Here is a 25,056-nt window from a genome sequence, read left to right as displayed (position 1 = left end):
CCACTCGGTCGCACAGGCAGTCGGAAGAAGGCGCGGTCCCATGTTCGAGGCAGTCGAGGAGCTCCTGAGCGAGCACGCGGTTCTCGAGGAGCGGCTGGCAGACCCTTCCGTCCACGCCGACCAGGCCGAGGCCCGCAGGCTCTCCAAGCGCTACGCCGAGCTGACGCCGATCACCGCGACCTACCGGGCCTGGCGGCAGACCGGCGACGACATCGAGACCGCGCGCGAGCTCGCCGACGACGACCCGGACTTCTACGCCGAGATCAAGCAGTTGGAGCATCGCCGCGTCGAGCTGACCGAGGAGCTGCGGCTGCTGCTGGTCCCGCGCGACCCCAACGACGACAAGGACGTGCTGCTGGAGGTCAAGGCCGGCGAGGGCGGCGAGGAGTCGGCGCTGTTCGCGGGCGACCTGCTGCGGATGTACCTGCGCTACGCCGAGAAGATCGGCTGGAAGACCGAGATCATCGACGCCAACGAGTCGGACCTCGGCGGCTACAAGGACGTCCAGGTATCGGTGAAGGCCCGCGCCAACGCGGAGCCCGGCCAGGGCGTCTGGGCCCGGCTGAAGTACGAGGGTGGCGTGCACCGCGTGCAGCGCGTGCCGGCGACCGAGTCGCAGGGCCGGATCCACACCTCCGCGGCCGGCGTGCTGGTCACGCCCGAGGCCGAGGACGTCGAGATCGAGATCCACGCCAACGACCTGCGCATCGATGTCTACCGCTCCTCGGGCCCCGGCGGCCAGTCGGTCAACACCACCGACTCGGCGGTCCGGATCACCCACCTGCCGACCGGTATCGTCGCCTCCTGCCAGAACCAGAAGAGCCAGCTCCAGAACAAGGAGGCGGCCATGCGCATCCTGCGCTCGCGGGTGCTCGCCGCCGCCCAGGAGGAGGCCGACCAGGAGGCGAGCGACGCACGCCGCAGCCAGGTGCGAACCGTGGACCGCTCGGAGCGGATCCGGACCTACAACTACCCGGAGAACCGCATCTCGGACCACCGGACCGGCTTCAAGGCGTACAACTTGGACCAGGTACTCGGCGGCGAGCTCGACGCGCTGATCCAGTCGGCGGTCGACGCCGACGCCGCAGCACGTCTCGAAGCCGCAGCCCAGAACGGCTGACCCGAGCCACAGGCGTACGAGCGCCCCAGTAGCACCGCCAGCAGCACCCCGAGCAGCACCCCGTGGAACAAGACGACAGGAGGCACGCAGTGAACCTGCTGCTCGCCGAGGTGGCCCAGGCCACCCAGCGATTGGCCGCCGCCGGCGTGCCCTCGCCGCGTTTCGACGCCGAAGAGCTCGCCGCGTTCGTCCACGAGGTCAAGCGGGGCGAGCTGCACAACGTGGCCGACAGCGACTTCGACGCCCGTTACTGGGAGGTCATCTCCCGCCGCGAGGCCCGCGAACCCCTGCAGCACATCACCGGGCGGGCCTTCTTCCGCTATCTGGAGCTGCAGGTCGGCCCGGGGGTGTTCGTGCCCCGTCCGGAGACCGAGTCGGTCGTCGGCTGGGCCATAGACGCGCTGCGCTCCATGGACGTCGCCGAGCCACTGGTGGTGGACCTCTGCACGGGCTCCGGAGCGATCGCGCTGGCGCTGGCGCAGGAGGTTCCGCGCAGCAGGGTCCACGCCGTGGAGCTGTCCGACCAGGCGTACGCGTGGGCCCGGCGCAACGTCGACGCCAGCCCGGACGCCCCCCGGATCAGCCTGGTCCAGGGCGACGCCACCACCGCCTTCGACGACCAGCCGGAGCTGCACGGCCGCTTCGACCTGGTGATCAGCAATCCGCCGTACATCCCGCTCACCGAGTGGGAGTATGTCGCCCCCGAGGCCCGCGACCACGATCCGGAGCTGGCGTTGTTCTCCGGCGAGGACGGTCTGGACACCATCAGGGGCATCGAGAAGGTTGCCGCGCGGCTGCTGAGGCCCGGCGGGGTCGTCGTCATCGAGCACGCCGACACCCAGGGCGGCCTGGTCCCGTGGATCTTCCGCGAGGAGTCCGGCTGGACCGACGCGGCCGACCATCGCGACCTCAACAACCGTCCGCGCTTCGCCACGGCCCGCAGAGCCGCGCTGTGAGCGCCGCACCCGTTCAGCCAGCCCAGGGAAGGGGCCTGCACCGATGAGCCGCCGCTACGACTGTGCCGATCCGAGTGACCGTGCCGCCGGCCTGCGCGAGGCCGCGTCGGCGATCCGCCGAGGCGAACTGGTCGTGCTGCCCACGGACACCCTGTACGGCATCGGCGCAGACGCCTTCAAGCCGGAGGCGGTCGCCGCGCTGCTGGCGGCCAAGGGCCGCGGCCGCAACATGCCCACCCCCGTTCTGGTCGGCTCGCCGACCACGCTGCACGGCCTGGTCAGCGACTTCTCCGAGTCGGCCTGGGAGCTGGTCGACGCCTTCTGGCCCGGCGGCCTGACCCTGGTCACCCGGCACCAGCCGTCGCTGCGCTGGGACCTCGGCGACACGCGGGGCAGCGTCGCGGTGCGGATGCCGCTGCACCCCGTCGCCATCGAGCTGCTGAACACCACCGGGCCGCTCGCCGTCTCCAGCGCCAACCTGACCGGCGGCACGCCCCCGGCGGACTGCGACGAGGCGCAGGGCCAGCTGGGCGACAGCGTCTCCGTCTACCTGGACGGCGGCCGGGCGGACCACGCGGTCGCCTCCACCATCGTCGACGTCACCGGCAAGATCCCGGTACTGCTCCGCGAGGGCGCGGTCACCGCCGCGCAGCTCCGCGAGGTGGTACCCGACCTGGAGGCCGGCAGTTGACCGACCACCGTAAGGGAGTGAACGGCGCCGGGCCCCATCGTGGGGCCACGGCGGGCGCCGTCATTCCCTTGGGCGGTTCGCTGAACCCAGGTCTCGGCGCGGGCCTCGGGACCGGGCGGCACGCCCGTCCGGTCCAGCGCCCCTACTACGGCGGCGCGGAACCCCGCCACGGCGCGTTCAAGATCCTTTACGTCTGCACCGGCAACGTCTGCCGCTCGCCCATCGCCGAGCGGCTGACCCGGCACGAGCTGGCGCACCGCCTCGGCGAGCGGGCCGGCGACATCCTGGTCGAGAGCGCGGGGACCTGGGGCCACGAGGGGGCCCCGATGGAGTCCAACGCCGCAGAGATCCTCGGCGAGTTCGGTGCCGATCCGCAGGGCTTCATCGGCAGGGAGCTGCTGGACGAGCATGTGATCGGCGCCGACCTGGTGCTCACCGCGACCCTTGACCACCGGGCCCAGGTGATCTCGATGGGGCATGCGGCCGGTCTGCGGACCTTCACCCTCAAGGAGTTCACCCGGCTGGTGCGCGCCATAGACCCGGCGACGCTGCCCGAGGCCGCGGAGCATCCCGGCGAGGTCGCCGAGCGCGCGCGGGTCCTGGTCCGCGCCGCCGCGGCGCTGCGCGGCTGGCTGCTCGCGGCCACGCCCGAGGCCGACGAGGTCGACGACCCCTATGGCGCACCGCTCGGCATGTTCCGCAACTGCGGCGAGGAGATCTTCGACGCGCTCGACCCGATCGTCACGGCGCTGACCGGGGTGGCCCGGGTGCCCGCCTAGCCCGGTTCAACGCGCTCAGGCCAGGCGTAACGATTCCTCCCGCCCTACAGTGAGGCTAGAGCTCACACGGCGTAGGGAGCGAAGCGATGTCAGTGGTCATCGAGCGCCCGGGTCGTCCCGCCTCGCTGCAGGAACAGGACCCGGAACTGGCGGCCGTCCTGGACGCCGAGCGGCAGCGCAGGGCCACCCAGATCGACCTGCTCGCGGGGGAGAACTTCACCTCGACCGCCGTGCGCGACATCCTCGCCGGGCCGTTCGCCGACAAGTACGCCGAGGGCTACCCCGGGCGGCGGCACCACACCGGCTGCGCGCACGCCGACGCCGCCGAACGGCTGGCGGTCGACCGTGCGAAAGCGCTGTTCGGGGCGGAGCACGCCAACGTGCAGCCGTACTCCGGAACCTCGGCGGTGCTGGCCGCGTATGCCGCGCTGCTGCGCCCGGGCGACACGGTGCTGGCGATGTCGCTGGCGCACGGCGGCCATCTGACGCACGGCTCGGGCGCGAACTTCTCCGGTCGCTGGTTCAACTTCACCGGCTACGGCGTGCGCGAGCGCGACGGCATGATCGACCTGGACCAGGTGCGCGACCTGGCCCGCGCGGTGCGCCCCAAGGCGATCATGGCGGGGGCCATCTCCTACCCCCGGGCCATCGACTGGGCCGCTTTCCGAGCCATCGCCGACGAGGTCGGGGCTTATCTGATCGCCGACGCCGCGCAGACGATCGGCCTGGTCGCAGGGGGTGTACTGGCCTCGCCGGTGCCCCATGCGGACGTGGTGTGCGGGGTGACGCACAAGCTGCTGGGCGGCCCGAGGGGCGGTCTGCTGCTGTGCACGGCGGAGCTGGCCGGCCGGGTGGACCGGGGCGTGTTCCCGTTCACCCAGGGCGGTCCCGCGGTGAACCAGGTCGCCGCGAAGGCGCTGGTGCTCGGCCTGGCGGCGACCCCCGCGTTCGGGACCTACACGCGGCAGACGGTGGCAAACGCGAAGGTCCTGGCCGAGGCACTGGAGGCGGAGGGTCTGCGTCCGCTGACCGGGGGCACGGACACGCACCTGGTCACGGCCGACGCCCGGGCCGTGCGCCTGGCCGAAGGAGTGGGCCTGACCGGTCGCGCCGTCGAGCAGCGCTGCGAGGCGGTGGGGCTGCTGCTCGGGAAGTGCGCGGTACCGTTCGACGACGTGCCCCCCTCAGCGGCCTCCGGAGTACGTCTCGGCACGGCCTGCGTCACCACCCAGGGGATGCGGGGAAAGGAGATGACGGAGCTCGCCACCCTTGTGGGAAGGGCGATCCGGGTGCCCGACGACGCCCGGGGCGAGGCATCCGGACAGCGGAAAGCCGTGGCCAGGGAGGTGCTCGCGCTCGCGCGGCGCTTCCCGGTGGACGACGAACCTGCGGCCCCTTCCTGACCGTCGGATCGGTAAGACGACCTGTAGACAAAACCGCAATGGTGGCTACTGGCGTCCCTCTGCATAGGGTGGTGCGCTGTGACGCAGCACCAACACCATCCAACCCACGCGACTCGGCCGCTATGCTCAGCCGGAGTCACGGGGGTGCCGACCGCAACAATGGAGGGCGCTGGTGCGTGAGTTCCTGCTGACGCTGTGCGTCGCCGCTGCGGTCACCTACCTGCTCACGGGACCGGTCCGGAAGTTCGCGATCATCGCCGGTGCGATGCCGCAGATCCGTGACCGGGACGTGCACAAGGAGCCGACGCCGCGACTCGGCGGCATCGCCATGTTCGGCGGCCTGTGCGCGGGACTGCTGGTCGCGGCCCACCTCTCCACCCTGGCCAGCGTCTTCAATGGCCCTGGGGACGTCCCCGCACTGCTCTCCGGCGCCGGGATCATGTGGATCATCGGCGTGCTCGACGACAAGTGGGGCGTCGACGCACTGGTGAAGCTGGGCGGCCAGATGGTCGCCGCGGGCGTCATGGTGCTCCAGGGCGTCACGGTCCTCTGGCTGCCGGTGCCCGGGGTCGGGACCGTGGTCCTGCCGCAGATGTGGGGCACCTTCATCGCCGTGGCGCTGGTCGTGATCAGCGTCAACGCGGTCAACTTCATCGACGGCCTGGACGGCCTGGCCGCCGGCATGGTCTGCATCGCGGCGCTGGCCTTCTTCGTCTACTCGTACCGGCTCTCCTACGGCTACGGCATCTCCGACGCCCTGCCCGCGACGCTGTTCAGCGCGATCCTGGTGGGCATGTGCCTGGGCTTCCTGCCGCACAACCTGCACCCGGCCCGGATCTTCATGGGGGACTCCGGTGCGCTGCTGCTCGGTCTGGTCCTCTCGGTCTCGATGATCTCGCTGACCGGCCGCGTCGACCCGAGCGTGATCACGGCGCAGACCAACGGCTCGCAGACGGACGCCGTGCACACGATGGTTCCCATCTACATCCCGCTGCTGCTGCCGCTCACCGTGATCGCGATTCCGCTGGCGGACCTGATCCTCGCCGTGGTGCGGCGCACCTGGGCCGGAAAGTCGCCGTTCGCCGCCGACAAGCGGCATCTGCACCACCGACTGCTGGAGATCGGGCACTCGCACAGCCGGGCAGTGATGATCATGTACTTCTGGGCCTCGCTGATCGCCTTCGCCACGGTCGCGTTCTCGGTCAACAACGCACCGGGGCTGGCGATCAAGATCGCCATGGCTGCCTGTGTGATCGGGATCATCGTGCTGCTGATGCCCCGCTTCAAACCGAATGCCCCCCGGATGGCGGAGCGCTTCCTGCCGCCGCGCTACCGCCGAACGGCTGTGGTCGAACCCGTCAAGGTAAGGGAAGTTCTTACTGAGGCGAGCGTCGCCGCTCGGCCGAGCCGACTGGATCAGGTGGCTTCCCTGTCCCACGAGGACGAGGAACTGCTCCGCAAGATCGGGACCGGTGCCCACGCCTCCGGCCGCCATTCGGGCGCATCGGGACGTAACGGCAGGTAACTCCCCTGGGTGACGCTCATGTGGCACGGAGCACACGTCTAGGGTAAAGACCTCACCAAATAGCTTGTGATACCGTTCACGACATCAGGAGATGAGCCGAAGGACCTTATGGGAGAGGGTCGTTCGGTCGCGATCCGCCTCGCGGGTCTGTGATCCAGTGCTCGATCTCCGCCTTCCCTTGATCATTTTTTCCACCCATCGCGCCGGAGTTGACGACGATGCTGTCCAACGACGCCCGGATTCTCCGGGGTGCGGCCCTCGTGGCCGCTCCCGTGGGGATCGTCGCCGCTGTGGTCAGTGTGCTTGTCGCCGGCCAGAAGGGCCTGGTCGGTGCGCTGGTCGGGCTGGCTGTGGTCGTCGGCTTCTTCGGACTCGGCTTCTGGGCGCTGATGCGCATCACCCAGAACAGGCCGCAGCTGGTGATGATGGCCGGGCTGCTGGTCTACGCGGTGCAGATGCTGCTCGTCGGCGTCTTCATCGTCGTCTTCAAGAACACCACGCTGTTCAACGGCAGGGCCTTCGCCTTCACCCTGCTGGCCACCGCGCTGGCCTGGGTGGGCGGTCAGGTCCTCTACACCCTCAGAAGCAAGACGCTCTACGTCGACCCCGAACCGTCCGTGCCTCCCAGGGAAGCTCGGCCGGCGAAGACGGAGCCTCGCGATGGGCTGTAAGGGCGGACTAAAGTCGCTTCATCCCGATCTGCTATCGTCCGGAATCGCATCCGGCCGGGACAGGCAAAGCCTCCTCGGCCTGCGACTTGCCCGGATCAGCAGCTGTAGAAACGGTGCAGATCCCGGAGGTGCCTGGTCCTCGGACAGAGAGCCGAGTCGACTGCGGCGGCACCACCACCCCACGTCCCCCGTGCCGACCCGTGGCCATGACGGCCGCGCCGACACACAAGGTTGCAGTTCTTATGCGTCACGACGAAGGAGTCACGGGTGAGTGCCCAAACGCTGCTCGCTGAGAGCGGATGCCACATCCAGCCGTCCGGCTGTGGTTTCCCCGCCCCGGGTCTCAACTCGTTCAACTTCCAGCCGATCTTCTCCATCGGCAGCTTCCACTTCACCAAGCCGATGCTCCTGGCGATCCTCTGCATGCTGATCGTGGTGGGGTTCTTCTGGGCTGCCTTCAGCAAGCCGAAGCTGGTCCCCGGCAAGCTGCAGCTGATCGGCGAGATCGGCTACAACTTCATCGCCCGCGGCATCGCCCGTGATGTGATCGGCAAGAAGGGCGACAAGTACGTCCCCTTCCTGACCTCGATCTTCTTCTTCGTGTGGATCATGAACATCATGTCCATCATCCCGCTGGCCCAGTTCCCTGTGGCCTCGCGCTTCGCCTACCCGGTGGCGCTGGCGGCGCTGGTGTGGATCACCTACATGTACCTGACGTTCAAGACCCACGGCTTCAAGGGCGGCGTCAAGAACCTGGTCTGGATGGAGGGGCTGCCCAAGCCGCTCATCCCGCTGATCGTGTTCCTGGAGTTCCTGCAGAACGTGATCACCCGTCCGTTCACCCTCGCGGTGCGGCTCTGGGCCAACATGTTCGCCGGCCACATGCTGATCGTGATGTTCAGCGTCGCCACTTGGTACCTGCTGACCCCCTCGATCATGGCGGCCTTCGCGGGCGGATCGTTCATCCTGGCCGTCGGCATGACCGCCTTCGAGGTGCTGATCCAGTTCCTGCAGGCCTACATCTTCACGCTGCTGACCTCGCTCTACATCAGCGGAGCGCTTGAAGAGGGTCACTGACCCGCACCGCAGTACCCAACAGACTTCCGCTGGGAAGCCCCCCATCGGATCGCATCAAAGGAAGACAGGGAAAAATGTCTGCCGCTCTCGAGACCATCAACCTCGCTGCCTCCACCGGCGTCAGGGGCAACCTCGGCGCTGTGGCCTACGGTCTGGCCGCCATCGGCCCCGGCGTGGGCATCGGTCTGGTCTTCGGCCACTCCATCGAGGCCATGGCCCGTCAGCCCGAGGCCATGCCGATCATCCGTCAGAACATGTTCCTGGGCTTCGCGCTCTGTGAGGTTCTCGCGCTCCTCGGCCTGGTCGTCCCCTTCATCTTCAGCTAAGCCGACCGGCCAGTAGCCACACTCGACGAAAGGTTCAGACATGCTGAACTTGATTGCGGAGGGGGCCCCGCAGAATCCGCTGATCCCCGATACCGCGGAACTGATCATCGGCCTGCTCTGCTTCTTCATCGTCTTCGGCGTCCTCGGCAAGATGCTCCTGCCCAACATCCAGAAGACCTTGGAAGAGCGGCACGACGCGATCGAGGGTGGCCTGGAGCGGGCGGCAGAGGCGCAGGCCGAAGCCACCCGGACGCTTGAGGAGTACCGGGCCCAGCTCGCTGAGGCCCGTCACGAGGCCGCTCGGATCACCGAGCACGCTCGTGAGCAGGGTTCCGCGATCATCGCGGAGATGCGCGAGGAGGGACAGCGTCAGCGCGAGTCCATCATCGTCGCAGGTCACGCCCAGATCGAGGCGGACCGCCGCCAGGTGACGACCGCCCTCCGTCAGGACGTCGGCCGCATCGCCACCGACCTGGCCGGCCGCGTCGTCGGCGAGTCCCTCGAGGACGCCGCACGGCAGAGCCGGATCATCGACCGCTTCCTCGACGAGCTCGAGTCCCAGGCGGCCCGGTCGTGAGCAGTGCCACGCGTCAGTCGAACGCCGCAGCCCGCGAGCGCCTGGAGGCGCTGACCGACAGCACGTCGGTCGACACCTCCGCACTCGCCGCGGACCTGCTGGCCGTGACCGCTGTGCTCGATCGCGAGATCGGGCTGCGCCGGACTCTCACCGACCCGGCGACCGCGGGGCAGCGCAAGGCCGACCTGGTCACCGCGCTGTTCAGCGGCAAGATCAGCGCGATTGCGGTCGACCTGGTCTCCGGCATGGTGCGGTCCCGCTGGTCCGCTCCGCGCGACCTGGTCGACTCCGTCGAGCAGCAGGCCGCCTACGCCGAGATCATCGGTGCGGACAAGGCCGGCGCGCTGGACGAGGTCGAGGACGAGCTGTTCCGCTTCGGACGGGTCGTCGCCGGCAGCACCGAGCTGCGCGCCGCGCTCACCGACAACGCCGCGAGCAACGCCGCCAAGGCCGCGCTCGTGCAGCGACTGCTCGGTGGCAAGGCAAAGCCCGCGACCCTGCAGCTGGTCACCGCGCTGGTGACCCAGCCGCGTGGACGTAGCCTGGAAGGCGGCCTGGAGGAGTACTCCCGGCTGGCCGCAGGTCGGCGTGGCCGAGTGGTCGCCCTGGTGACCACGGCGGTTCCGCTGTCGGACAGCCAGAAGGAGCGCCTCGGCGCGTCCCTGGCCCGGCTTGTGGGTCGTCCGGTCCACCTGAACATCGACGTGGACCCCTCGGTCCTCGGCGGTGTCCGCGTCCAGATCGGCGACGAGATCATCGAGGGCACCATCGCGAACCGTCTGGACGGCGCGCGACAGGGCCTGGCCGGCTGAGCAATCAGGCGGGCAACAGCACAGCGGGCTCGAAGCCCAAGCAGCATCCGACCCTCGGTCGGTAAACACGGTCAGTACCTACGGCTGACCGAGAGTCGAATACTTGCGGCCCTCCACGGGCGGGCCGAGGATCGCAACTAGGAGAGCAGGGAACCCAGATGGCGGAGCTCACGATCCGGCCGGAGGAGATCCGGGACGCGCTGGACAACTTCGTCCAGTCGTACCAGCCGGACGCCGCCTCGCGTGAAGAGGTCGGCACGGTCGTTTACACGGCGGACGGCATCGCCCGAGTCGAGGGTCTGCCCTCGGTCATGGCGAACGAGCTGCTGAAGTTCGAGGACGGCACTCTCGGCCTCGCACTGAACCTCGACACCCGCGAGATCGGTGTCGTCGTCCTCGGCGAGTACAGCGCAATCGAGGAGGGCCAGACGGTCCGCCGCACCGGCGAGGTCCTGTCGGTCCCCGTGGGCGAGGGCTACCTCGGCCGCGTTGTGGACCCGCTGGGCCAGCCGATCGACGGCCTCGGCGAGATCGCGTCCCACGGCCGCCGCGCCCTGGAGCTGCAGGCTCCCGGCGTCATGTTCCGTCAGTCGGTGCACGAGCCGATGCAGACCGGAATCAAGGCCATCGACGCGATGACCCCGATCGGCCGCGGCCAGCGTCAGCTGATCATCGGCGACCGCCAGACCGGCAAGACCGCGGTGGCGATCGACACGATCATCAACCAGCGTGACAACTGGCGCTCCGGCGACCCGAAGAAGCAGGTCCGCTGCATCTACGTCGCCATCGGCCAGAAGGGCTCCACCATCGCCTCCGTGCGCAGCGCGCTGGAGGAGGCGGGCGCGCTGGAGTACACCACCATCGTGGCCGCCCCGGCGTCCGACCCGGCCGGCTTCAAGTACCTCGCCCCGTACACCGGCTCGGCCATCGGCCAGGAGTGGATGTACGACGGCAAGCACGTCCTCATCATCTTCGACGACCTGAGCAAGCAGGCCGAGGCCTACCGCGCCGTGTCGCTGCTGCTGCGCCGCCCGCCGGGGCGCGAGGCCTACCCGGGTGACGTCTTCTACCTGCACTCCCGCCTGCTGGAGCGTTGCGCCAAGCTGTCGGACGAGCTGGGCGCGGGCTCGATGACCGGTCTGCCGATCATCGAGACCAAGGCCAACGACGTCTCGGCGTACATCCCCACCAACGTCATCTCCATCACCGACGGCCAGTGCTTCCTGGAGTCCGACCTGTTCAACGCCGGCATCCGCCCGGCCGTGAACGTCGGTATCTCGGTCTCCCGCGTCGGTGGCTCCGCGCAGATCAAGGCCATGAAGTCGGTGGCCGGCCGACTGCGTCTGGACCTGGCCCAGTACCGCGAGCTGGAGGCCTTCGCCGCCTTCGGTTCCGACCTGGACTCGGCCTCCAAGGCACAGCTGGAGCGCGGCGCCCGCATGGTGGAGCTGCTCAAGCAGGGCCAGTACCAGCCGTTCCCGGTGGAGGAGCAGGTCGTCTCGATCTGGGCCGGCACCACGGGCCAGCTGGACAACGTCCCGGTCGCCGACATCCGCAAGTTCGAGCGCGAGTTCCTCGACTACCTGCGCCGCGAGCACAAGGGCGTCCTGACCACGATCGTCGAGACCAGCAAGCTCGAGGACGGCACGATCACCTCCCTGACCGAGGCCATCACCTCGTTCAAGCAGGAGTTCACCACCTCCCAGGGCGCGCTGCTCGGCGACTCGGCCTGACGAGAGACGGAAAGGACGGTAACGACCCATGGGAGCACAGCTTCGGGTCTACAAGCGCCGGATCCGCTCTGTCACCGCGACGAAGAAGATCACCAAGGCGATGGAGATGATCTCCGCGTCGCGCATCATGAAGGCGCAGCGCGCGGTGGCCGCCTCCTCCCCGTACGCGATCGAGCTCACCCGTGCGGTGACCGCGGTCGCGACGAGGTCGAACGCCAAGCACCCGCTGACGCAGGAGCCGGTTGACGCGGTCCGTGCGGCGGTGCTGGTGGTCACGGCCGACCGCGGTCTGGCCGGCGGCTACTCCTCCAACGCCATCAAGGCGTCGGAGCAGCTGTCGGAGCGTCTGCGGGCCGAGGGCAAGCAGGTCGAGACGTACATCGTCGGTCGCAAGGGCGTGGGTTACTTCGCCTTCCGCGAGCGGCCGGTGGCCGGTTCGTGGACCGGCTTCTCGGACAAGCCGACCTACCAGGACGCCAAGGCTGTCTCGGCCGCGTTGATCGACGCGTTCGTTGCGGACACGGCTGAGGGTGGCGTGGACGAGCTGCACCTGGTCTCGACCGAGTTCGTCTCGATGCTCACCCAGAACCCGGTGGAGGTGCGTCTGCTCCCGCTCAAGCTGGAGGAGACGCAGGCGGCGGCGCAGGAGCACGGCCCCTTCCCGCTGTACGACTTCGAGCCGTCGGCCGAAGGCGTCCTCGACGCCCTGCTGCCGCGGTACGTGGAGAGCAGGATCTACAACGCCCTGCTGCAGTCGGCCGCTTCGGAGCACGCCGCCCGGCGTCGTGCGATGAAGAGCGCGACCGACAACGCGGGCGACCTCATCAAGTCGCTTTCGCGACGTGCCAACTCGGCCCGACAGGCCGAGATCACCCAGGAAATCAGCGAGATCGTCGGTGGCGCCACCGCCCTGGCCGACGCGAACGCGGGGAGAGACTGACAATGACTGCCACTGTTGAGACGCCGACGGCCACGGGCCGCGTCGCGCGGGTCATCGGGCCGGTCGTCGACGTGGAGTTCCCCGTCGACGCAATGCCGGAGATGTTCAACGCGCTCAAGGTCGAGATCGACGCACCGGACGGCACCGGTCGCAAGGTGCTGACCCTCGAGGTCGCCCAGCACCTCGGTGACGGCCTGGTCCGCGCCATCTCGATGCAGCCCACCGACGGCCTGCCCCGCGGTACCGGTGTGGTCAACACCGGCTCGGCGATCACGGTCCCGGTCGGCGACATCACCAAGGGCAAGGTGTTCAACACCCTTGGCGAGGTCCTGAACGTCGACCGTGCGGAGTTCGACGCGCAGGTCGAGACCCGCTGGCCGATCCACCGCACCGCGCCCCGCTTCGACCAGCTCGAGTCGAAGACCGAGATGTTCGAGACCGGCATCAAGGTCATCGACCTGCTCACCCCGTACGTCCAGGGTGGCAAGATCGGCCTGTTCGGTGGTGCCGGTGTCGGCAAGACCGTCCTCATCCAGGAGATGATCTACCGCGTCGCCGAGAACTTCGGTGGTGTGTCGGTCTTCGCCGGTGTCGGTGAGCGTACCCGCGAGGGCAACGACCTCATCGAGGAGATGAAGGACTCGGGCGTTCTGGACAAGACCGCCCTGGTCTTCGGTCAGATGGACGAGCCGCCGGGCACCCGTCTTCGCGTCGCGCTCTCGGCCCTGACCATGGCCGAGTACTTCCGTGACGTGCAGGGCCAGGACGTGCTCCTGTTCATCGACAACATCTTCCGGTTCACCCAGGCCGGTTCCGAGGTGTCGACCCTGCTCGGCCGCATGCCCTCCGCGGTGGGTTACCAGCCGAACCTGGCCGACGAGATGGGCCTCCTGCAGGAGCGCATCACCTCGACCCGCGGTCACTCGATCACCTCGATGCAGGCGATCTACGTCCCCGCGGACGACCTGACCGACCCGGCCCCGGCCACCACCTTCGCCCACCTCGATGCGACGACCGTGCTCTCGCGGCCGATCTCGGAGAAGGGCATCTACCCGGCCGTGGACCCGCTGGACTCGACGTCCCGCATCCTGGACCCGCGCTACATCGCGCAGGACCACTACGACACGGCCGTCCGTATCAAGGGGATCCTGCAGAAGTACAAGGACCTCCAGGACATCATCGCGATCCTCGGTATCGACGAGCTGAGCGAGGAAGACAAGATCACCGTCTACCGCGCCCGCCGCATCGAGCGCTTCCTCTCGCAGAACACCTACGTGGCGAAGCAGTTCACCGGTGTCGAGGGCTCGACCGTCCCGCTCGACGAGACCATCCACGCGTTCAACGCCATTGCCGACGGCAAGTACGACTCCACTCCGGAGCAGGCGTTCTTCATGTGCGGTGGCATCGAGGACCTGGAGCGCAACGCCGCCGAGCTCGCCAAGAAGTAACCCTTCCTGGCTGGGCCTGGTGCTGAGGGGCGGCCCCGTACGGGACCGCCCCTCGTCACACTCCACCCACTTCCGCCACCCCGGTTAGGGGTGAAGGCGGTGGACCGATATTCTTTCCGTAACCCGGGCTTCACGGCACGGGCATCAAGACCTAGGAGCCCACGGTGGCTGAGCTGCACGTCGAGCTGGTCGCGGCCGACCGCAAGGTCTGGTCGGGCGAGGCCACGATCGTCCTTGCCCGTACCAAGTCCGGTGACATCGGCATCCAGCCGGGGCACACGCCCGTGCTGGGTGTGCTGGAGTCCGACCCGGTGACCATCCGCCAGGCGGACGGCACCACGGTGGTCGCGGCGGTGCACGGCGGCTTCCTGTCCTTCGCGGACAACAAGCTGTCGGTACTGGCCGAGGTCGCCGAACTCGCCGACGAGATCGACGTCGAGCGGGCGGAGCGAGCCCTGTCGTCGGCCAAGGCCGACGCCGAGGCCGGCGCGGCGCGCCGCGCCGAGGTCCGGCTGCAGGCGGCGACCGGCCGTTAGGCGCACTCGCTGTATCTGCTTGACCTGTACCACCGGTCCCGGGGCACGCGAGTGACCCCGGGACCGCTGTATCCGCAGTACCGCACCACCGGAAGTACCCGGCCGGACCGCACGGGAATACGAGAGTTACCCCCGGGGCGGAACGGCAGTTGACAGGACAGCATCCGCCGACAGGCGACAGGCGAGGAGGTGGCAGGGCATGGTCCTCGTGGTGGTGGTCGTCATCGCGGTACTGCTGGCCGCCCTGCTCGGCCTCGGCGCGTTCGCACTGCGCCGGCGTCTTATCCAGCGTCCCGGCGGCACCTTCGACTGTTCGGCCCGGTTGCGGATGCCCGACCTGCTGCTTCCCGCACCCGACGCCGTCCCGGACGTCGACGCGCCGCTGCCCTCCGGCTCCGCCCCCGGCCCGGCCGTGACCGACAACGGCGGCAAGGGATGGGTCTTCGGCATCGCCCGCTACAACCACGACTCCGTCGAGTGGTTCCGGGTGTTCAGCTACGCCCCCCGGGCCCGCCGGGTGCTGCAGCGCTCCCGGATCGAGGTGCTGCACCGCCGCACGCCGCAGGGGCAGGAGGAGCTGGCCCTGCTCTCCGGCGCGGTCGTGCTCACCTGCCTCCACGCCGGTGAGCCGGTGGAGCTGGCGATGAGCGAGGACGCCCTGACCGGCTTCCTCGCCTGGCTCGAGGCCGCCCCGCCCGGCCAGCGCGTGAACGTCGCCTGACGCTACGCTCGCATTATGGTCAACCTCACGCGTATCTACACCCGCACCGGCGACGACGGGACCACCGCGCTCGGCGACATGAGCCGCACCCGCAAGACGGACCCCAGGCTCGCCGCCTACGCGGACAGCAACGAGGCCAATGCCGCGATCGGCGTGGCCATCGCCTGCGGGGGCCTGGACGAGGACGTGAAGGCCGTCCTGACGCGGATTCAGAACGACCTCTTCGACGTGGGCGCGGACCTGGCGACGCCGGTGGTCGAGGACCCGAAGTACCCCCCGCTGCGGGTGCTGCAGACCTACGTGGACCGGCTGGAGCAGGACTGCGACCGCTTCCTGGAGGACCTGGAGAAGCTGCGCAGCTTCATCCTCCCCGGCGGCACCCCGGGCGCGGCCTACCTGCACGTCGCGTGCACGGTCGTGCGTCGCGCGGAGCGCAGCACCTGGGCGGCGATCGAGGCGCACGGCGACAGCGTCAACCCGCTGACCGCGACCTACCTCAACCGGCTCTCCGACCTGCTGTTCATCCTGGCCCGCACGGCCAACAAGGCGGTCGGCGACGTGCTCTGGGTCCCGGGCGAGAACCGCTAGAAGCCGCCCAGTACTCGCCCGTCCACGCGTGGGGGACGCGGCCGGACCCGATCGCGGGCCCCGTACGATGCCGGGATGGAACGGTTGCGGGTGGTGGGTGGCGCGAGGCTCGCGGGGCGGGTGCGGGTACCAGGAGCGAAGAACAGCGCGCTGAAGCTGATGGCTGCATCGCTGCTGGCGCCGGGCGAGACCCGGCTCGGCAACCTGCCGCGGATCCTCGACGTGGAGATCATGGCCGACCTGCTGCGGCGGATGGGCTGCACGGTGACCCTGGAGTGGTCGCGGCAGCCCGGACACCACAGCGGTACGGCGGTCATCGACGTGCCGGTCGAGCCGGGCCACGAGGCCGACTACGACCTGGTGCGGCGGATGCGCGCCTCGATCGCCGTGCTCGGCCCGCTGCTGGCGCGTTGCGGCCGGGTGCGGGTGGCCCGGCCGGGTGGGGACGCCATCGGTTCGCGCGGCCTGGACATGCACATCGACGGCCTGACCCGGCTCGGTGCAGTGATCACCAACGAGCACGGGTTCCTGGTCGCCTCCGCGCCCGGCGGCCTGACCGGGGCGACGGTCGAGCTCGACTTCCCCAGCGTGGGTGCCACCGAGAACGTCCTCATGGCGGCGGTCCTGGCCGAGGGCGCCACGGTCATCGACAACGCCGCGCGGGAGCCCGAGATCGTCGACCTGTGCCTGATGTTGCAGGCGATGGGCGCGAAGATCGGCGGTGCGGGCAGCTCCACCATCGAGGTGCAGGGCGTGTCCCGCCTCTCGCCGGTGACCTACGAGACCGTCCCGGACCGCATCGTCGCCGGGACCTTCGCGGTCGCGGCGGTGATGACCCAGGGCGACGTCATCGTCGAGCACGCCCGTACCGAGCACCTGCGGATCGCCCTGGACAAGCTGTCCGCGAGCGGGGCCGACATCAGCGCGGTTCCCGACGGCTTCCGGGTGGTGATGGACCGTCGTCCGCGTGCCGTCGACGTGGTGACACTGCCGTTCCCCGGCTTCGCCACGGACCTGCAACCGCAGTTCGCCGCGCTCAACGCGGTCGCCGAGGGTGTCTCGATGATCACCGAGAACATCTTCGAGGCACGCTTCGTGTTCCTGCAGGAGCTCGCCAGGCTGGGCGGACAGATTCGCACGGACGGTCACCACGCGGTGCTGCGCGGCGTTCCCCGGCTGTCCGGCGCGCCGGTGGAGGCCACCGATGTGCGGGCGGGCGCCGGTCTGGTGCTGGCCGGCCTGGTCGCCGAGGGTGTGACCCTGGTCTCCGAGATACACCACATCGACCGCGGCTACGCGGGCCTCGTCGAGCAGCTGACCGAGCTGGGCGCGGAGGTCACCAGGGAGCCCGTCCCCGGGCCGGTGCCCGTCGGCTAGGCAGGGCCGAACCGGGCGGGGTGCGCGGCCGGCCGGGGTGCTCAGCCGGCCGGGGTGCTCAGCCGGGCGGGGTGCCGACGACCCGGCGGGCTTTGCCCGCCTCCTCGGGCCAGACCATCAGCCGGGGACCCTGGGTGGTGTCCACCAGCGTGCTGCGGATGCCCGCCGCGTCCAGGCGGGCGATCAGGAGCAGGGTCTCGGCCGGGTCGGCGGGCGCGGCGATCGGGATGAGCAGTCCGTAGTCGCCGGGGGCGCCCCGCCGGGGCGTGCGCGAGGCGAACGAGCGTCCGCGGCGAGGGCTCCAGGTCCAGCGCAGCAGCAGCACCAGCACGCCCACGACGGCGAAGGGGAGGACGAGTTCGAGGAGTGGATCAAGTCTGCTCATCGTGCCGCCTCCGCTCATCTCCTCCCAGTATCGAGGGTGAGCTTCGCCACGGGAAGACGAGCCCCCGTCGCTGGCGCGCCGGCGTGGGCGTTAGATTCTGCTCTCAGGCACCGGCGCCGTGTGGGAGACCCCTGACGTACCGGTCGGCCTTGAACGACTCAACGACGAGAGGACACCACCGTGGCCAAGCAGATCGCCGTCATCGGGGCCGGGCTCATGGGCTCCGGCATCGCGCAGGTCTCCGCCCAGGCTGGGTACGAGGTCGTGCTGCGCGATGTGACGGACGCGGCGCTGGAGCGGGGGCTCGCGGGGATCAGGGCCTCGTACGAGCGTTTCGTCGCCAAGGGCAGGCTCACCGCCGAGGATGCCGAGGCAGCGCTGGCGCGGATCACGCCCACCACGGACCTGGACGCGGCGGGCAGCGCCGACCTGGTCGTGGAGGCGGTGTTCGAGCAGTTGGAGATCAAGCAGGAGTTGTTCCGCGCGCTGGACCGGATCGCCAAGGACGGCGCGGTGCTCGCCACCAACACCTCGGCGATCCCGATCACCCACATCGCGGCCGTCACGGGCCGTCCGGAGTCGGTGGTCGGGGCGCACTTCTTCTCGCCCGTTCCGATGATGCAGCTCTGCGAGTTGGTGCGCGGCTACAAGACCAGCGACGCCACCCTGGCCGCCGCGCGGGAGTTCGCCGAGGGCGTGGGCAAGACCTGCGTGGTGGTGAACCGCGACGTGGCCGGGTTCGTCACAACGCGGCTGATCTCGGCGCTGGTCGTCGAGGCCGTGAAGCTCTACGAGTCCGGCGTCGCCTCGGCCGAGGACATCGACACGGCCTGCCGGCTGGGCTTTGGCCACGCCATGGGGCCGCTCGCCACCGCGGACCTGACCGGCGTGGACATCCTGCTGCACGCGACCAGGAACATCTACACCGAGACGCAGGACGAGAAGTTCGCGCCGCCGGAGATCATGGCGCGCATGGTCACCGCGGGGGATCTCGGCCGAAAGAGCGGCCAGGGTTTCTACACGTACCCTGACGGGTCGTCGTGAGCTTGCTCACCTGGGGCTGGTGCGGTGCGTGAGGTGGACGATAATCGTCCACAGTTGCGAATCGGGACGAGAAGTTCTCACTCGTAGGAGTGAATTCGCATCAGGTTTCGCCGTGGCCAGCAACCCTGACACCTGGTTCCGCGTCAGATGAGAGAAGCATCAGTTCAACAGCTATTACCGGGTCCCGGGTTGCTGCCGGTTGTCGTCGTCGCGGAGGAGCGCACATGCGGATCAGGGGTGACCAAGCCCACCTGGCCATCGAGGGACGCCTTGATGTGCGCTCCGCCGCCGACGCGCGCTCCGTCCTGCACCAGGCCGTCGACTACGGGCACGGCGATCTGGTGCTCGACCTCTCCCGGCTGGACTCCTGGGACGCCACCGGGCTCGGCGTGATCATGGGGACCCACCGCCGGGCCGGACGCGGCGGGCGTCGCCTGGTGCTGCGCGGCGTACCCGCGCAACTGCAGCGGCTGCTGGTCGCGACCAAGCTGCACCGTATCCTCGCCATCGAGGGATACGTGCCCGAGGCGGCCGCCGAGGCCGCGGTCCCCGCCGGCTGAGCAGCGGATGAGTCGGGCCCCCAGGTCGTAAGGTGACTTTCCCGTAACGGTGTCCGGTCTGGATCTACCCGGACGGGACTGGTGGGTGAAGAGTGTGCGAAGGTCCGGGGGCTGGTGTCGGAAAGCTGCCCTGGGACGGGAGAATGTCCCGGCACTGCGCTGAGAGCTCTGTTGCGGAGCGCGTTTCCTGGGGCGAAAGAGGATGATGAACCCACACACGGTGGGCGGCGGCAGCGGCTCGGAGAGCCGGCCCCCGCACGACACCGACTCGCCGACCCTGGCGCGGATACCCGCGGACCAGATACCCGTCGGCCCGGCACCCGTAGGCCAGACCGCCGCCGGCCGGATACCCGCTGGCCAGGCGCCTGCTGACCAGACGCCGGTTCAGCACGCGGCCGCGGAGACCTCGCCGCACCTCCCCGTCCGGCAGCGTGACGCCGCCTCCGCCGAACTGGTCCGGACCACCGCGCCCGCTGTGGACGCGGCCGCCGAGACCGTCGCCGACGGGAGCGCCCGCACCGGCGTCGTCGTCACCGGTGAGCTGTGGCTCACCGTCAACGCACCCGACGGCAGCACCGTCGTCGACTGCCCGCCAGGACTGCGTCCGCAGCCGGTCCAGGCCCCCGCCGATCCCCTCGTGCGCCCCCGGTCCGCCAGCGGCCTGCTGGAGCGTGACGCGCTCTGCGAGCGCCTCCGCGCCCTGCTGCTCCAGGGCCGCTCGGTCCGCCTGGTCGGCCCCGCCGGCTCGGGACGCAGCGCGATCCTGGACGCCGTCGCCGGCGCCTGCTCCGGCCTCGCCCCGGCCGGGGTGGTCCAGCTCAGCGGCTACTCCCGGACGTCCGGCGACCTGCTCCAGGACCTCTTCGCGGCGACCCACCACGCGCCCGGTCACCGGCCGGGACGGGCCCTGATGCCGGACCTGCTGCGTGACCTCTGCGCCATCGTGGTTGTCGACGACGTCGAGTTCAGCGGTGAGGCCCTGGAGGACCTGCTCGCGGCAGCCCCGGAGTGCTCCTTCCTGCTCTCGTCGACCCCCGAGGTCGCCACCCCGCTCACGGGCTCCCGGCTCGAGGAGTCGCGGCTGCCGGGTCTGTCCCGGCAGTCCTCGCTCGCCCTGCTGGCCCGGCTCGCCGGGCGCACCCTCGACGAGACCGAGCGCGCCTGGGCCGTGGACCTCTGGTTCGAGTCCGAGGGCCTGCCGCTGCGCTTCGTCCAGGCCGCCGCGCTGCTGCGGCACCGCGAAGCCGCCATCGAGGCGATGGCTGCCGGACTGCCGGGGCCCGAGTGGCTCGGTCCGGCCACCGCCGAGACCAGTGTGGACCTGCTCAGCCCGCAGCGGACGTCGGGTGCGCCGGTGGACCCGGCCGTGGTGCCCGTACGGCCGTCCAACGGGTCCGACGGGCCCGGCCCGGCGGGTCGTGGCGACGGGGAAGCGGCCAGGCCGACCCCCGGGGGTTTCGAGGCGTACCTGAGCCAGCACGGCAAGGACGACGTTCCGCTGCCCGACCCGGTTCCGCTGCCCTCGGTCGCGGAGAGTGCCGCCCCTGCCGTGCGCATCGCCCGCGGCCTCAGCGTGTCCGCACGCCGCACCCTGCGCCTCGCCACCGCTCTCGGCGGGGAGTGCCCCAGCGCACCGCACCTGCCCGCGCTGATCGACGTCGGCCACGGCGAGGCAGCGCTCGACGAACTGGTCGAGGCCGGGCTCGCGACCGCGGCCGGTACGCACCACCGGCTGGTCGAAGGAGTGGCGGCGCTGCTCGCCGAGGAGTGGCCCGACGAGGAGGCCGCACGCGCGGCGGCCCAGCACTTCGCCTGGTGGACCGGCCACGCCTCGGTGACGGAGCAGCAGATCGCCGACGAGGCCGAGGTGCTGCTCGCCACCATGCACGCCGACCGCGAGGCCGGCCGGCACCAGCAGGTCGTCCTGCTCGCTCGCGCTTCGGCGCCGGCCTTCGCGCTGGCGCTGCGCTGGGGGGCGTGGGAGCGGGCGCTGCGCTTCGGCCTGGAGTCCGCGCGGGCGACGGCAGCGGTGGCCGAGGAAGCCTGGTTCCACCACGAACTGGGCGTCCTGGCCCTCTGTGTGGGCGCGTACGACCGCTCCCGCGCGGAGCTGGAGGCGTCGGTGGCGCTGCGCGGGGCGCTCGGTGACGCGCGGGGCACCGCCACGGGTCGGCAGGCGCTGGAGCGCCTGGACCGGGCGGGCACGACGGTCGCCGGGGGCACGGTCGTGATCGGCGTTCGGGCGACGCCCGGGATGCCGGGGTTCCGGCGGATTCTGCCGTTCGCCCGGCAGAGCACGGACGACGGCAGGGTGACGCGGCGTCAGGTGATGCTGGCGGTCGCGAGTGTGGTGCTGATGGGCGCCCTCGGTGCGGGCGTCGCGGTCGCTGTGGGGGCCTTCACAAAGGTGGGGGCAGGCACCGGGGTGACCGTGCCGCAGGTGGTGACCAGCACGGATCCGGCAGCGCCGTCCCCTACGGACACCGGCGGTGCGCTGCCGGCGGCGTCTGCCTCCAGCGGGACGCCCAAGGCCACCGCGAGTTCGAGCAGTTCGGTGCCGCCGAGCTCGTCGAGCAGCCCGAACACCTCGCCGAGCTCCAGCCCCTCGGACACCCCCAGCCCGACTCTCAGCCCGAGCACGCCTCCGCAGAGTCCGACGACGAAGCCGAGCCCCTCACCGTCGCCGACCCACACGTCGCCTTCGCCGTCAGCCAGTGCGTCGTCCTCACCCAGCGCGTCACCGAGCCCTAGCACCTCCACGCCGACGGGTGCCCCAGCGGGGTCGGCGCCGGTGGCGCCGCCCCCCTCGGTCTCCGGCTGATGATGCGCCCGATCAGAACAGCTTGAGCTTGTCGTCCTCGATGCCGCGCAGTCCGTCGTAGTCGAGGACGACACAGCCGATGCCGCGGTCGGCGGCGAGGACCCGGGCCTGCGGCTTGATCTGCTGTGCCGCGAAGATGCCCTTCACCGGAGCCAGTAGCGGATCGCGGTTGAGCAGTTCCAGGTAGCGGGTGAGTTGCTCGACGCCGTCTATCTCGCCGCGGCGCTTGATCTCCACGGCGACGGTCGCCCCGGAGTCGTCGCGGCAGAGGATGTCGACCGGACCGATGGCGGTCGGATACTCCCGCCGGATCAGCGTCCAGCCCGCGCCGAGGACCTCCATCCGGTCCGCGAGCAGTTCCTGAAGGTGCGCTTCCACGCCATCCTTGATCAGTCCGGGGTCGACCCCCAGCTCGTGCGAGGAGTCGAGCATGACCTCCTCCAGCGTGATGATCAGCTTCTCTCCGGCCTTGTTCTCCACGGTCCACTTCCCGTCGCCCTCCTTGAGGGTGCAGGGCGGGGACATCCAGTTGAGAGGCTTGTAGGCGCGGTCATCGGAGTGGATCGCGACGCTTCCGTCGGACTTGACCAGGATGAGCCGCGGGGCGGACGGCAGGTGGGCGGTGAGCCGGCCTGCGTAGTCGACTGAGCAACGGGCAATTACGAGACGCACGGCCGACCACGCTAGCCCACCGAGGCCATTCGGAGCGATTCGGCGAGAGATCCGGCCGAGCCGAAACCGACCGCGTGCGCGGGCGCGTTGTGGAGAGACGATGGGCCGCGAGCCTGAAGCGCGCGCCGCGACGTGCACCGGTTGCAACAGGAGTGGCTTGATCCGTACGCGGCAATCTGGTGCCTCTGGGCACGGTGCTTTACGGTGAGTCACGGGGTGTTGCGGAGAGGAGGATCGGATGAGATGTCCGGTCGACCTCGTCATGATCGGCCCCCTCTGGGTCGACTTGGGGCGGAGTGTGGTGTTCCGCCCCCTGCGCGTACGTTCCCTGGCACGCTGTTCTGAACGTCTTCCAGTTCTCGGAAGCTGTACAGGTCAGGCACGCGTGTGAATCAGGCCGACCTAGTCGGCCGTGCCATTGGTCCGCAGCACCTTCGCGCCGCAGCACCACCTCGGGGGCCGCCCGGCTCTGCGAGGTTCGCGAGAGGAGAACCCATGTCGCTCGACGTCTCACCGGCCCTGCTCGAGAAGGCCGAGCGAGGCGAGGTCGACGAGAGGGAATTCGTCGACTGCGTCCGCAACTCCCTGCCCTACGCCTGGGCCCTGATCAGCTCCTTGGTCGCCCAGCAGAAGGTCGACGGCAGCGAGTTCGCCGACAACCAGGTCCCGCCGCCGTCGGAGCAGGCCCGTGGCCAGTTGCTCCGTGCGTTGGCGAGTGATGCGATCCGGGGTTCGCTGGAGCGGCACTTCGGTGTCCGCCTGGCGTTCCAGAACTGCCACCGGGTCGCCGTGTTCCCGCCCGGGCCGGGGTCGGAGGCCCGGTACGCCTTGTTCACCTCGGTACGTGCCCAACTGCTCAACCAGTCCGAGGAACTCAGGGACTGCTGAACTTCCCGGCAGTAACCCCCCGGTGCCGCACTTGAAGTCACCCGAACCCGCCGACGCCACCCCTCTACGTCGGCGGGACGGTGCGGCCGGCCAGGCACCGCCCGTACGTTCAGACCAGCAGCGGGAGCACCTCAGCGCCGAGCCGCTCCACGTTGCGCAGCGTCAACTCCCGGTCGCCGGAGCCCTCCACCAGCAGCGCGAACCGGCGCACCCCGGTCCGCTCGGCCGTCGCACTGATCCGGTCGGCGCACAACTGCGGCGTCCCGACGGCGTGCAGGTCGCACAACAGCTCGGTGTACTCCTGCGGGTCGCGCATCCGCCGCTCCCGACCGTCCACGGTGCGGTGCGCCGACAGGCCGTAGCTGAGCCATCCCGGCATCGACTTCAGCAGCACCCTGCGGGCCTCGGCGCCGGAGTCCTCGATCTGGACGACGCCCGCGGTCATGTGTTCCGCCTCGATCCGGGCGATCTGGTCCGGAGTCCGGCCGGCCTCGCGGGCCGCGACGCGGTAGGCGGCGACCATGGCCGCCTTGTCCTCGTCGTTCGAGTGCATGCCCAGCAGCATCGGCACGCCCTTCTCGGCAGCCAGTCGGACGGTGCCCATGGAGGTGCAGGCGACCATGACCGGCGGCCCGCCGGCGGCGGCGCGGGGTGCGAGGCCACCGCCCGCGTACTCGGGCCCCTTGCTCCCGCCGGGGAAGGGGTGGAGCAGCGGCTGTTCGGTCGCTCGTGGGACCACGGCGACCTCGGGGAAGGAGTACCGGGGCCCGGACGCGCCGACCCGCGAGGAGCGGAGCCAGCGCAGCAGCAGGTCGAGCGATTCCGGGAAGCCGCTCTCGAAGGCGTCCACGCCCGTGCCGAAGACGTCCAGGTCAACCCAGGGGCCGCCCCTGCCCACGCCGAGCGTGAACCGGCCGCCCGAGGTGAGGTGCAGCAACGCGGCCTGCTCGCCCAGCGCCACCGGGTGCTGCGTCGGCAGCACGCTGACCGCGGTGCCGATCCGGATCCGCCGGGTACGGCCCAGCAGCAGCGCGGCCAGCGTCGCCGCGGAGGGGCAGACGCCGTAGGGGACGAAGTGGTGCTCGGCCAGCCAGACGCTGTCGAGGCCCGCCTGCTCGGCGGCGACGGCGGCGGACACGGCCCGGTCCAGCGCCTCCGCATGGCCCTGTCCTGGGAACTGCGCGGCGATCAGGAAGGCTCCGGTGCGGATCGGCGGCGGAGCGCCGGCAGCGGCGCCGGGCGCGGGCCTCTGCTTGGGTACCCTGACAGCGGTGACGGTGCCTGTGCTTCTGGCTGACATGGGGAATCAACTCCTCGGTCCCGCGGGGAACTTCGGTCCCGCATCTCCCTCTGGAGTAACTCATGTCATGTGCCCCTGGCACGCCGATTCGGTCCCATGGGCCCGA

General features: G+C 70.1%; 25 protein-coding genes. 22 read left to right on the top strand and 3 right to left on the bottom strand.

Annotated elements, in window-relative coordinates; translation table 11 throughout:
- The first annotated feature begins 40 nt into the window (after positions 1-40).
- The 18 genes from prfA (at position 41) to murA (ending at position 17,280) form a co-directional block, all read left to right on the top strand.
- Positions 41-1,120, top strand: coding sequence for a peptide chain release factor 1 (gene prfA / locus ABIA33_RS28730; protein ID WP_370085567.1), 1,080 nt, complete (start codon positions 41-43; stop codon positions 1,118-1,120).
- Between the two features lie 89 nt (positions 1,121-1,209).
- Entirely contained in the window at positions 1,210-2,076 is an 867-nt protein-coding gene (prmC, locus tag ABIA33_RS28725; RefSeq protein WP_370085565.1) for a peptide chain release factor N(5)-glutamine methyltransferase, read from the top strand.
- 43 nt (positions 2,077-2,119) lie between these two features.
- Entirely contained in the window at positions 2,120-2,767 is a 648-nt protein-coding gene (locus ABIA33_RS28720; RefSeq protein WP_370085564.1) for an L-threonylcarbamoyladenylate synthase, read from the top strand.
- Between the two features lie 80 nt (positions 2,768-2,847).
- Positions 2,848-3,546: a protein-tyrosine-phosphatase gene (locus ABIA33_RS28715; RefSeq protein ID WP_370085618.1), complete on the top strand. Its 699-nt coding sequence runs from the start codon at positions 2,848-2,850 to the stop codon at positions 3,544-3,546.
- Positions 3,547-3,632: 86 nt separating this feature from the next.
- A complete protein-coding gene (glyA, locus tag ABIA33_RS28710) occupies positions 3,633-4,949 on the top strand; it encodes a serine hydroxymethyltransferase (RefSeq protein ID WP_370085562.1) in 1,317 nt (438 codons plus the stop codon).
- Between the two features lie 172 nt (positions 4,950-5,121).
- Positions 5,122-6,474 carry a glycosyltransferase family 4 protein gene (locus ABIA33_RS28705; protein ID WP_370085561.1) on the top strand — a complete coding sequence of 451 codons (1,353 nt, stop codon included), beginning with the start codon at positions 5,122-5,124 and terminating at the stop codon, positions 6,472-6,474.
- A 218-nt stretch (positions 6,475-6,692) separates the two neighbouring features.
- Positions 6,693-7,145, top strand: coding sequence for a hypothetical protein (locus tag ABIA33_RS28700; protein WP_370085560.1), 453 nt, complete (start codon positions 6,693-6,695; stop codon positions 7,143-7,145).
- Between the two features lie 267 nt (positions 7,146-7,412).
- The gene (gene atpB / locus ABIA33_RS28695; protein WP_370085559.1) at positions 7,413-8,222 is read left to right on the top strand and encodes a F0F1 ATP synthase subunit A; all 810 of its coding nucleotides are present in this window, start codon (positions 7,413-7,415) and stop codon (positions 8,220-8,222) included.
- Between the two features lie 74 nt (positions 8,223-8,296).
- Positions 8,297-8,548 carry an ATP synthase F0 subunit C gene (atpE, locus tag ABIA33_RS28690; protein ID WP_370085558.1) on the top strand — a complete coding sequence of 84 codons (252 nt, stop codon included), beginning with the start codon at positions 8,297-8,299 and terminating at the stop codon, positions 8,546-8,548.
- Between the two features lie 40 nt (positions 8,549-8,588).
- Positions 8,589-9,125, top strand: a complete 537-nt coding sequence (locus ABIA33_RS28685) for a F0F1 ATP synthase subunit B (RefSeq protein ID WP_370085557.1) — start codon at positions 8,589-8,591, stop codon at positions 9,123-9,125.
- Positions 9,122-9,937 carry a F0F1 ATP synthase subunit delta gene (locus tag ABIA33_RS28680; RefSeq protein ID WP_370085555.1) on the top strand — a complete coding sequence of 272 codons (816 nt, stop codon included), beginning with the start codon at positions 9,122-9,124 and terminating at the stop codon, positions 9,935-9,937. The genes ABIA33_RS28685 and ABIA33_RS28680 overlap by 4 nt, the downstream gene beginning before the upstream one ends.
- A gap of 158 nt (positions 9,938-10,095) precedes the next feature.
- On the top strand, positions 10,096-11,670 hold the full coding sequence (atpA, locus tag ABIA33_RS28675; protein ID WP_370085554.1) for a F0F1 ATP synthase subunit alpha: 1,575 nt from the start codon (positions 10,096-10,098) through the stop codon (positions 11,668-11,670).
- 28 nt (positions 11,671-11,698) lie between these two features.
- Entirely contained in the window at positions 11,699-12,610 is a 912-nt protein-coding gene (locus ABIA33_RS28670) for a F0F1 ATP synthase subunit gamma (protein WP_370085553.1), read from the top strand.
- Positions 12,611-12,612: 2 nt separating this feature from the next.
- The gene (gene atpD, locus ABIA33_RS28665; protein WP_370085552.1) at positions 12,613-14,058 is read left to right on the top strand and encodes a F0F1 ATP synthase subunit beta; all 1,446 of its coding nucleotides are present in this window, start codon (positions 12,613-12,615) and stop codon (positions 14,056-14,058) included.
- Positions 14,059-14,222: 164 nt separating this feature from the next.
- Positions 14,223-14,594 (top strand): F0F1 ATP synthase subunit epsilon, encoded by a 372-nt coding sequence (locus ABIA33_RS28660; protein WP_370085551.1) that lies wholly within the window; start codon positions 14,223-14,225, stop codon positions 14,592-14,594.
- A 199-nt stretch (positions 14,595-14,793) separates the two neighbouring features.
- Positions 14,794-15,315 carry a DUF2550 domain-containing protein gene (locus tag ABIA33_RS28655; RefSeq protein WP_370085550.1) on the top strand — a complete coding sequence of 174 codons (522 nt, stop codon included), beginning with the start codon at positions 14,794-14,796 and terminating at the stop codon, positions 15,313-15,315.
- Between the two features lie 15 nt (positions 15,316-15,330).
- Positions 15,331-15,903, top strand: coding sequence for a cob(I)yrinic acid a,c-diamide adenosyltransferase (locus ABIA33_RS28650; protein ID WP_370085549.1), 573 nt, complete (start codon positions 15,331-15,333; stop codon positions 15,901-15,903).
- Positions 15,904-15,978: 75 nt separating this feature from the next.
- Positions 15,979-17,280: a UDP-N-acetylglucosamine 1-carboxyvinyltransferase gene (murA, locus tag ABIA33_RS28645; RefSeq protein WP_370085548.1), complete on the top strand. Its 1,302-nt coding sequence runs from the start codon at positions 15,979-15,981 to the stop codon at positions 17,278-17,280.
- Positions 17,281-17,338: 58 nt separating this feature from the next.
- Here murA and ABIA33_RS28640 read toward each other — a convergent pair whose 3' ends face one another.
- Positions 17,339-17,665 carry a hypothetical protein gene (locus ABIA33_RS28640; protein ID WP_370085547.1) on the bottom strand — a complete coding sequence of 109 codons (327 nt, stop codon included), beginning with the start codon at positions 17,663-17,665 and terminating at the stop codon, positions 17,339-17,341.
- A 180-nt stretch (positions 17,666-17,845) separates the two neighbouring features.
- On the opposite strand from ABIA33_RS28640, the gene ABIA33_RS28635 reads away from it, so the two are divergent.
- From ABIA33_RS28635 to ABIA33_RS28625, 3 genes are all read left to right on the top strand, one after another.
- Entirely contained in the window at positions 17,846-18,709 is an 864-nt protein-coding gene (locus ABIA33_RS28635; protein ID WP_370085546.1) for a 3-hydroxyacyl-CoA dehydrogenase family protein, read from the top strand.
- A 224-nt stretch (positions 18,710-18,933) separates the two neighbouring features.
- Positions 18,934-19,269, top strand: a complete 336-nt coding sequence (locus ABIA33_RS28630; protein WP_370085545.1) for an STAS domain-containing protein — start codon at positions 18,934-18,936, stop codon at positions 19,267-19,269.
- Positions 19,270-19,471: 202 nt separating this feature from the next.
- A complete protein-coding gene (locus ABIA33_RS28625; RefSeq protein ID WP_370085544.1) occupies positions 19,472-22,090 on the top strand; it encodes an ATP-binding protein in 2,619 nt (872 codons plus the stop codon).
- A gap of 12 nt (positions 22,091-22,102) precedes the next feature.
- Here the strand turns inward: ABIA33_RS28625 and nucS are convergent, their stop codons facing one another.
- Positions 22,103-22,762: an endonuclease NucS gene (gene nucS, locus ABIA33_RS28620; protein WP_370085543.1), complete on the bottom strand. Its 660-nt coding sequence runs from the start codon at positions 22,760-22,762 to the stop codon at positions 22,103-22,105.
- Between the two features lie 495 nt (positions 22,763-23,257).
- Here nucS and ABIA33_RS28615 point away from each other — a divergent pair, with 495 nt between their 5' ends.
- Positions 23,258-23,650, top strand: coding sequence for an SCO5389 family protein (locus ABIA33_RS28615; protein WP_030257202.1), 393 nt, complete (start codon positions 23,258-23,260; stop codon positions 23,648-23,650).
- Between the two features lie 109 nt (positions 23,651-23,759).
- Here the strand turns inward: ABIA33_RS28615 and ABIA33_RS28610 are convergent, their stop codons facing one another.
- On the bottom strand, positions 23,760-24,860 hold the full coding sequence (locus ABIA33_RS28610; RefSeq protein ID WP_370085617.1) for an LLM class flavin-dependent oxidoreductase: 1,101 nt from the start codon (positions 24,858-24,860) through the stop codon (positions 23,760-23,762).
- Between the last annotated feature and the right edge of the window lie 196 nt (positions 24,861-25,056).

Origin of the sequence: Streptacidiphilus sp. MAP12-16 (genome assembly GCF_041262165.1) — a bacterium.
Classification (GTDB): domain Bacteria; phylum Actinomycetota; class Actinomycetes; order Streptomycetales; family Streptomycetaceae; genus Streptacidiphilus.
The sequence above is the reverse complement of the archived record's forward strand: the minus strand, read 5'-3'. Positions and strand labels throughout refer to the sequence as shown.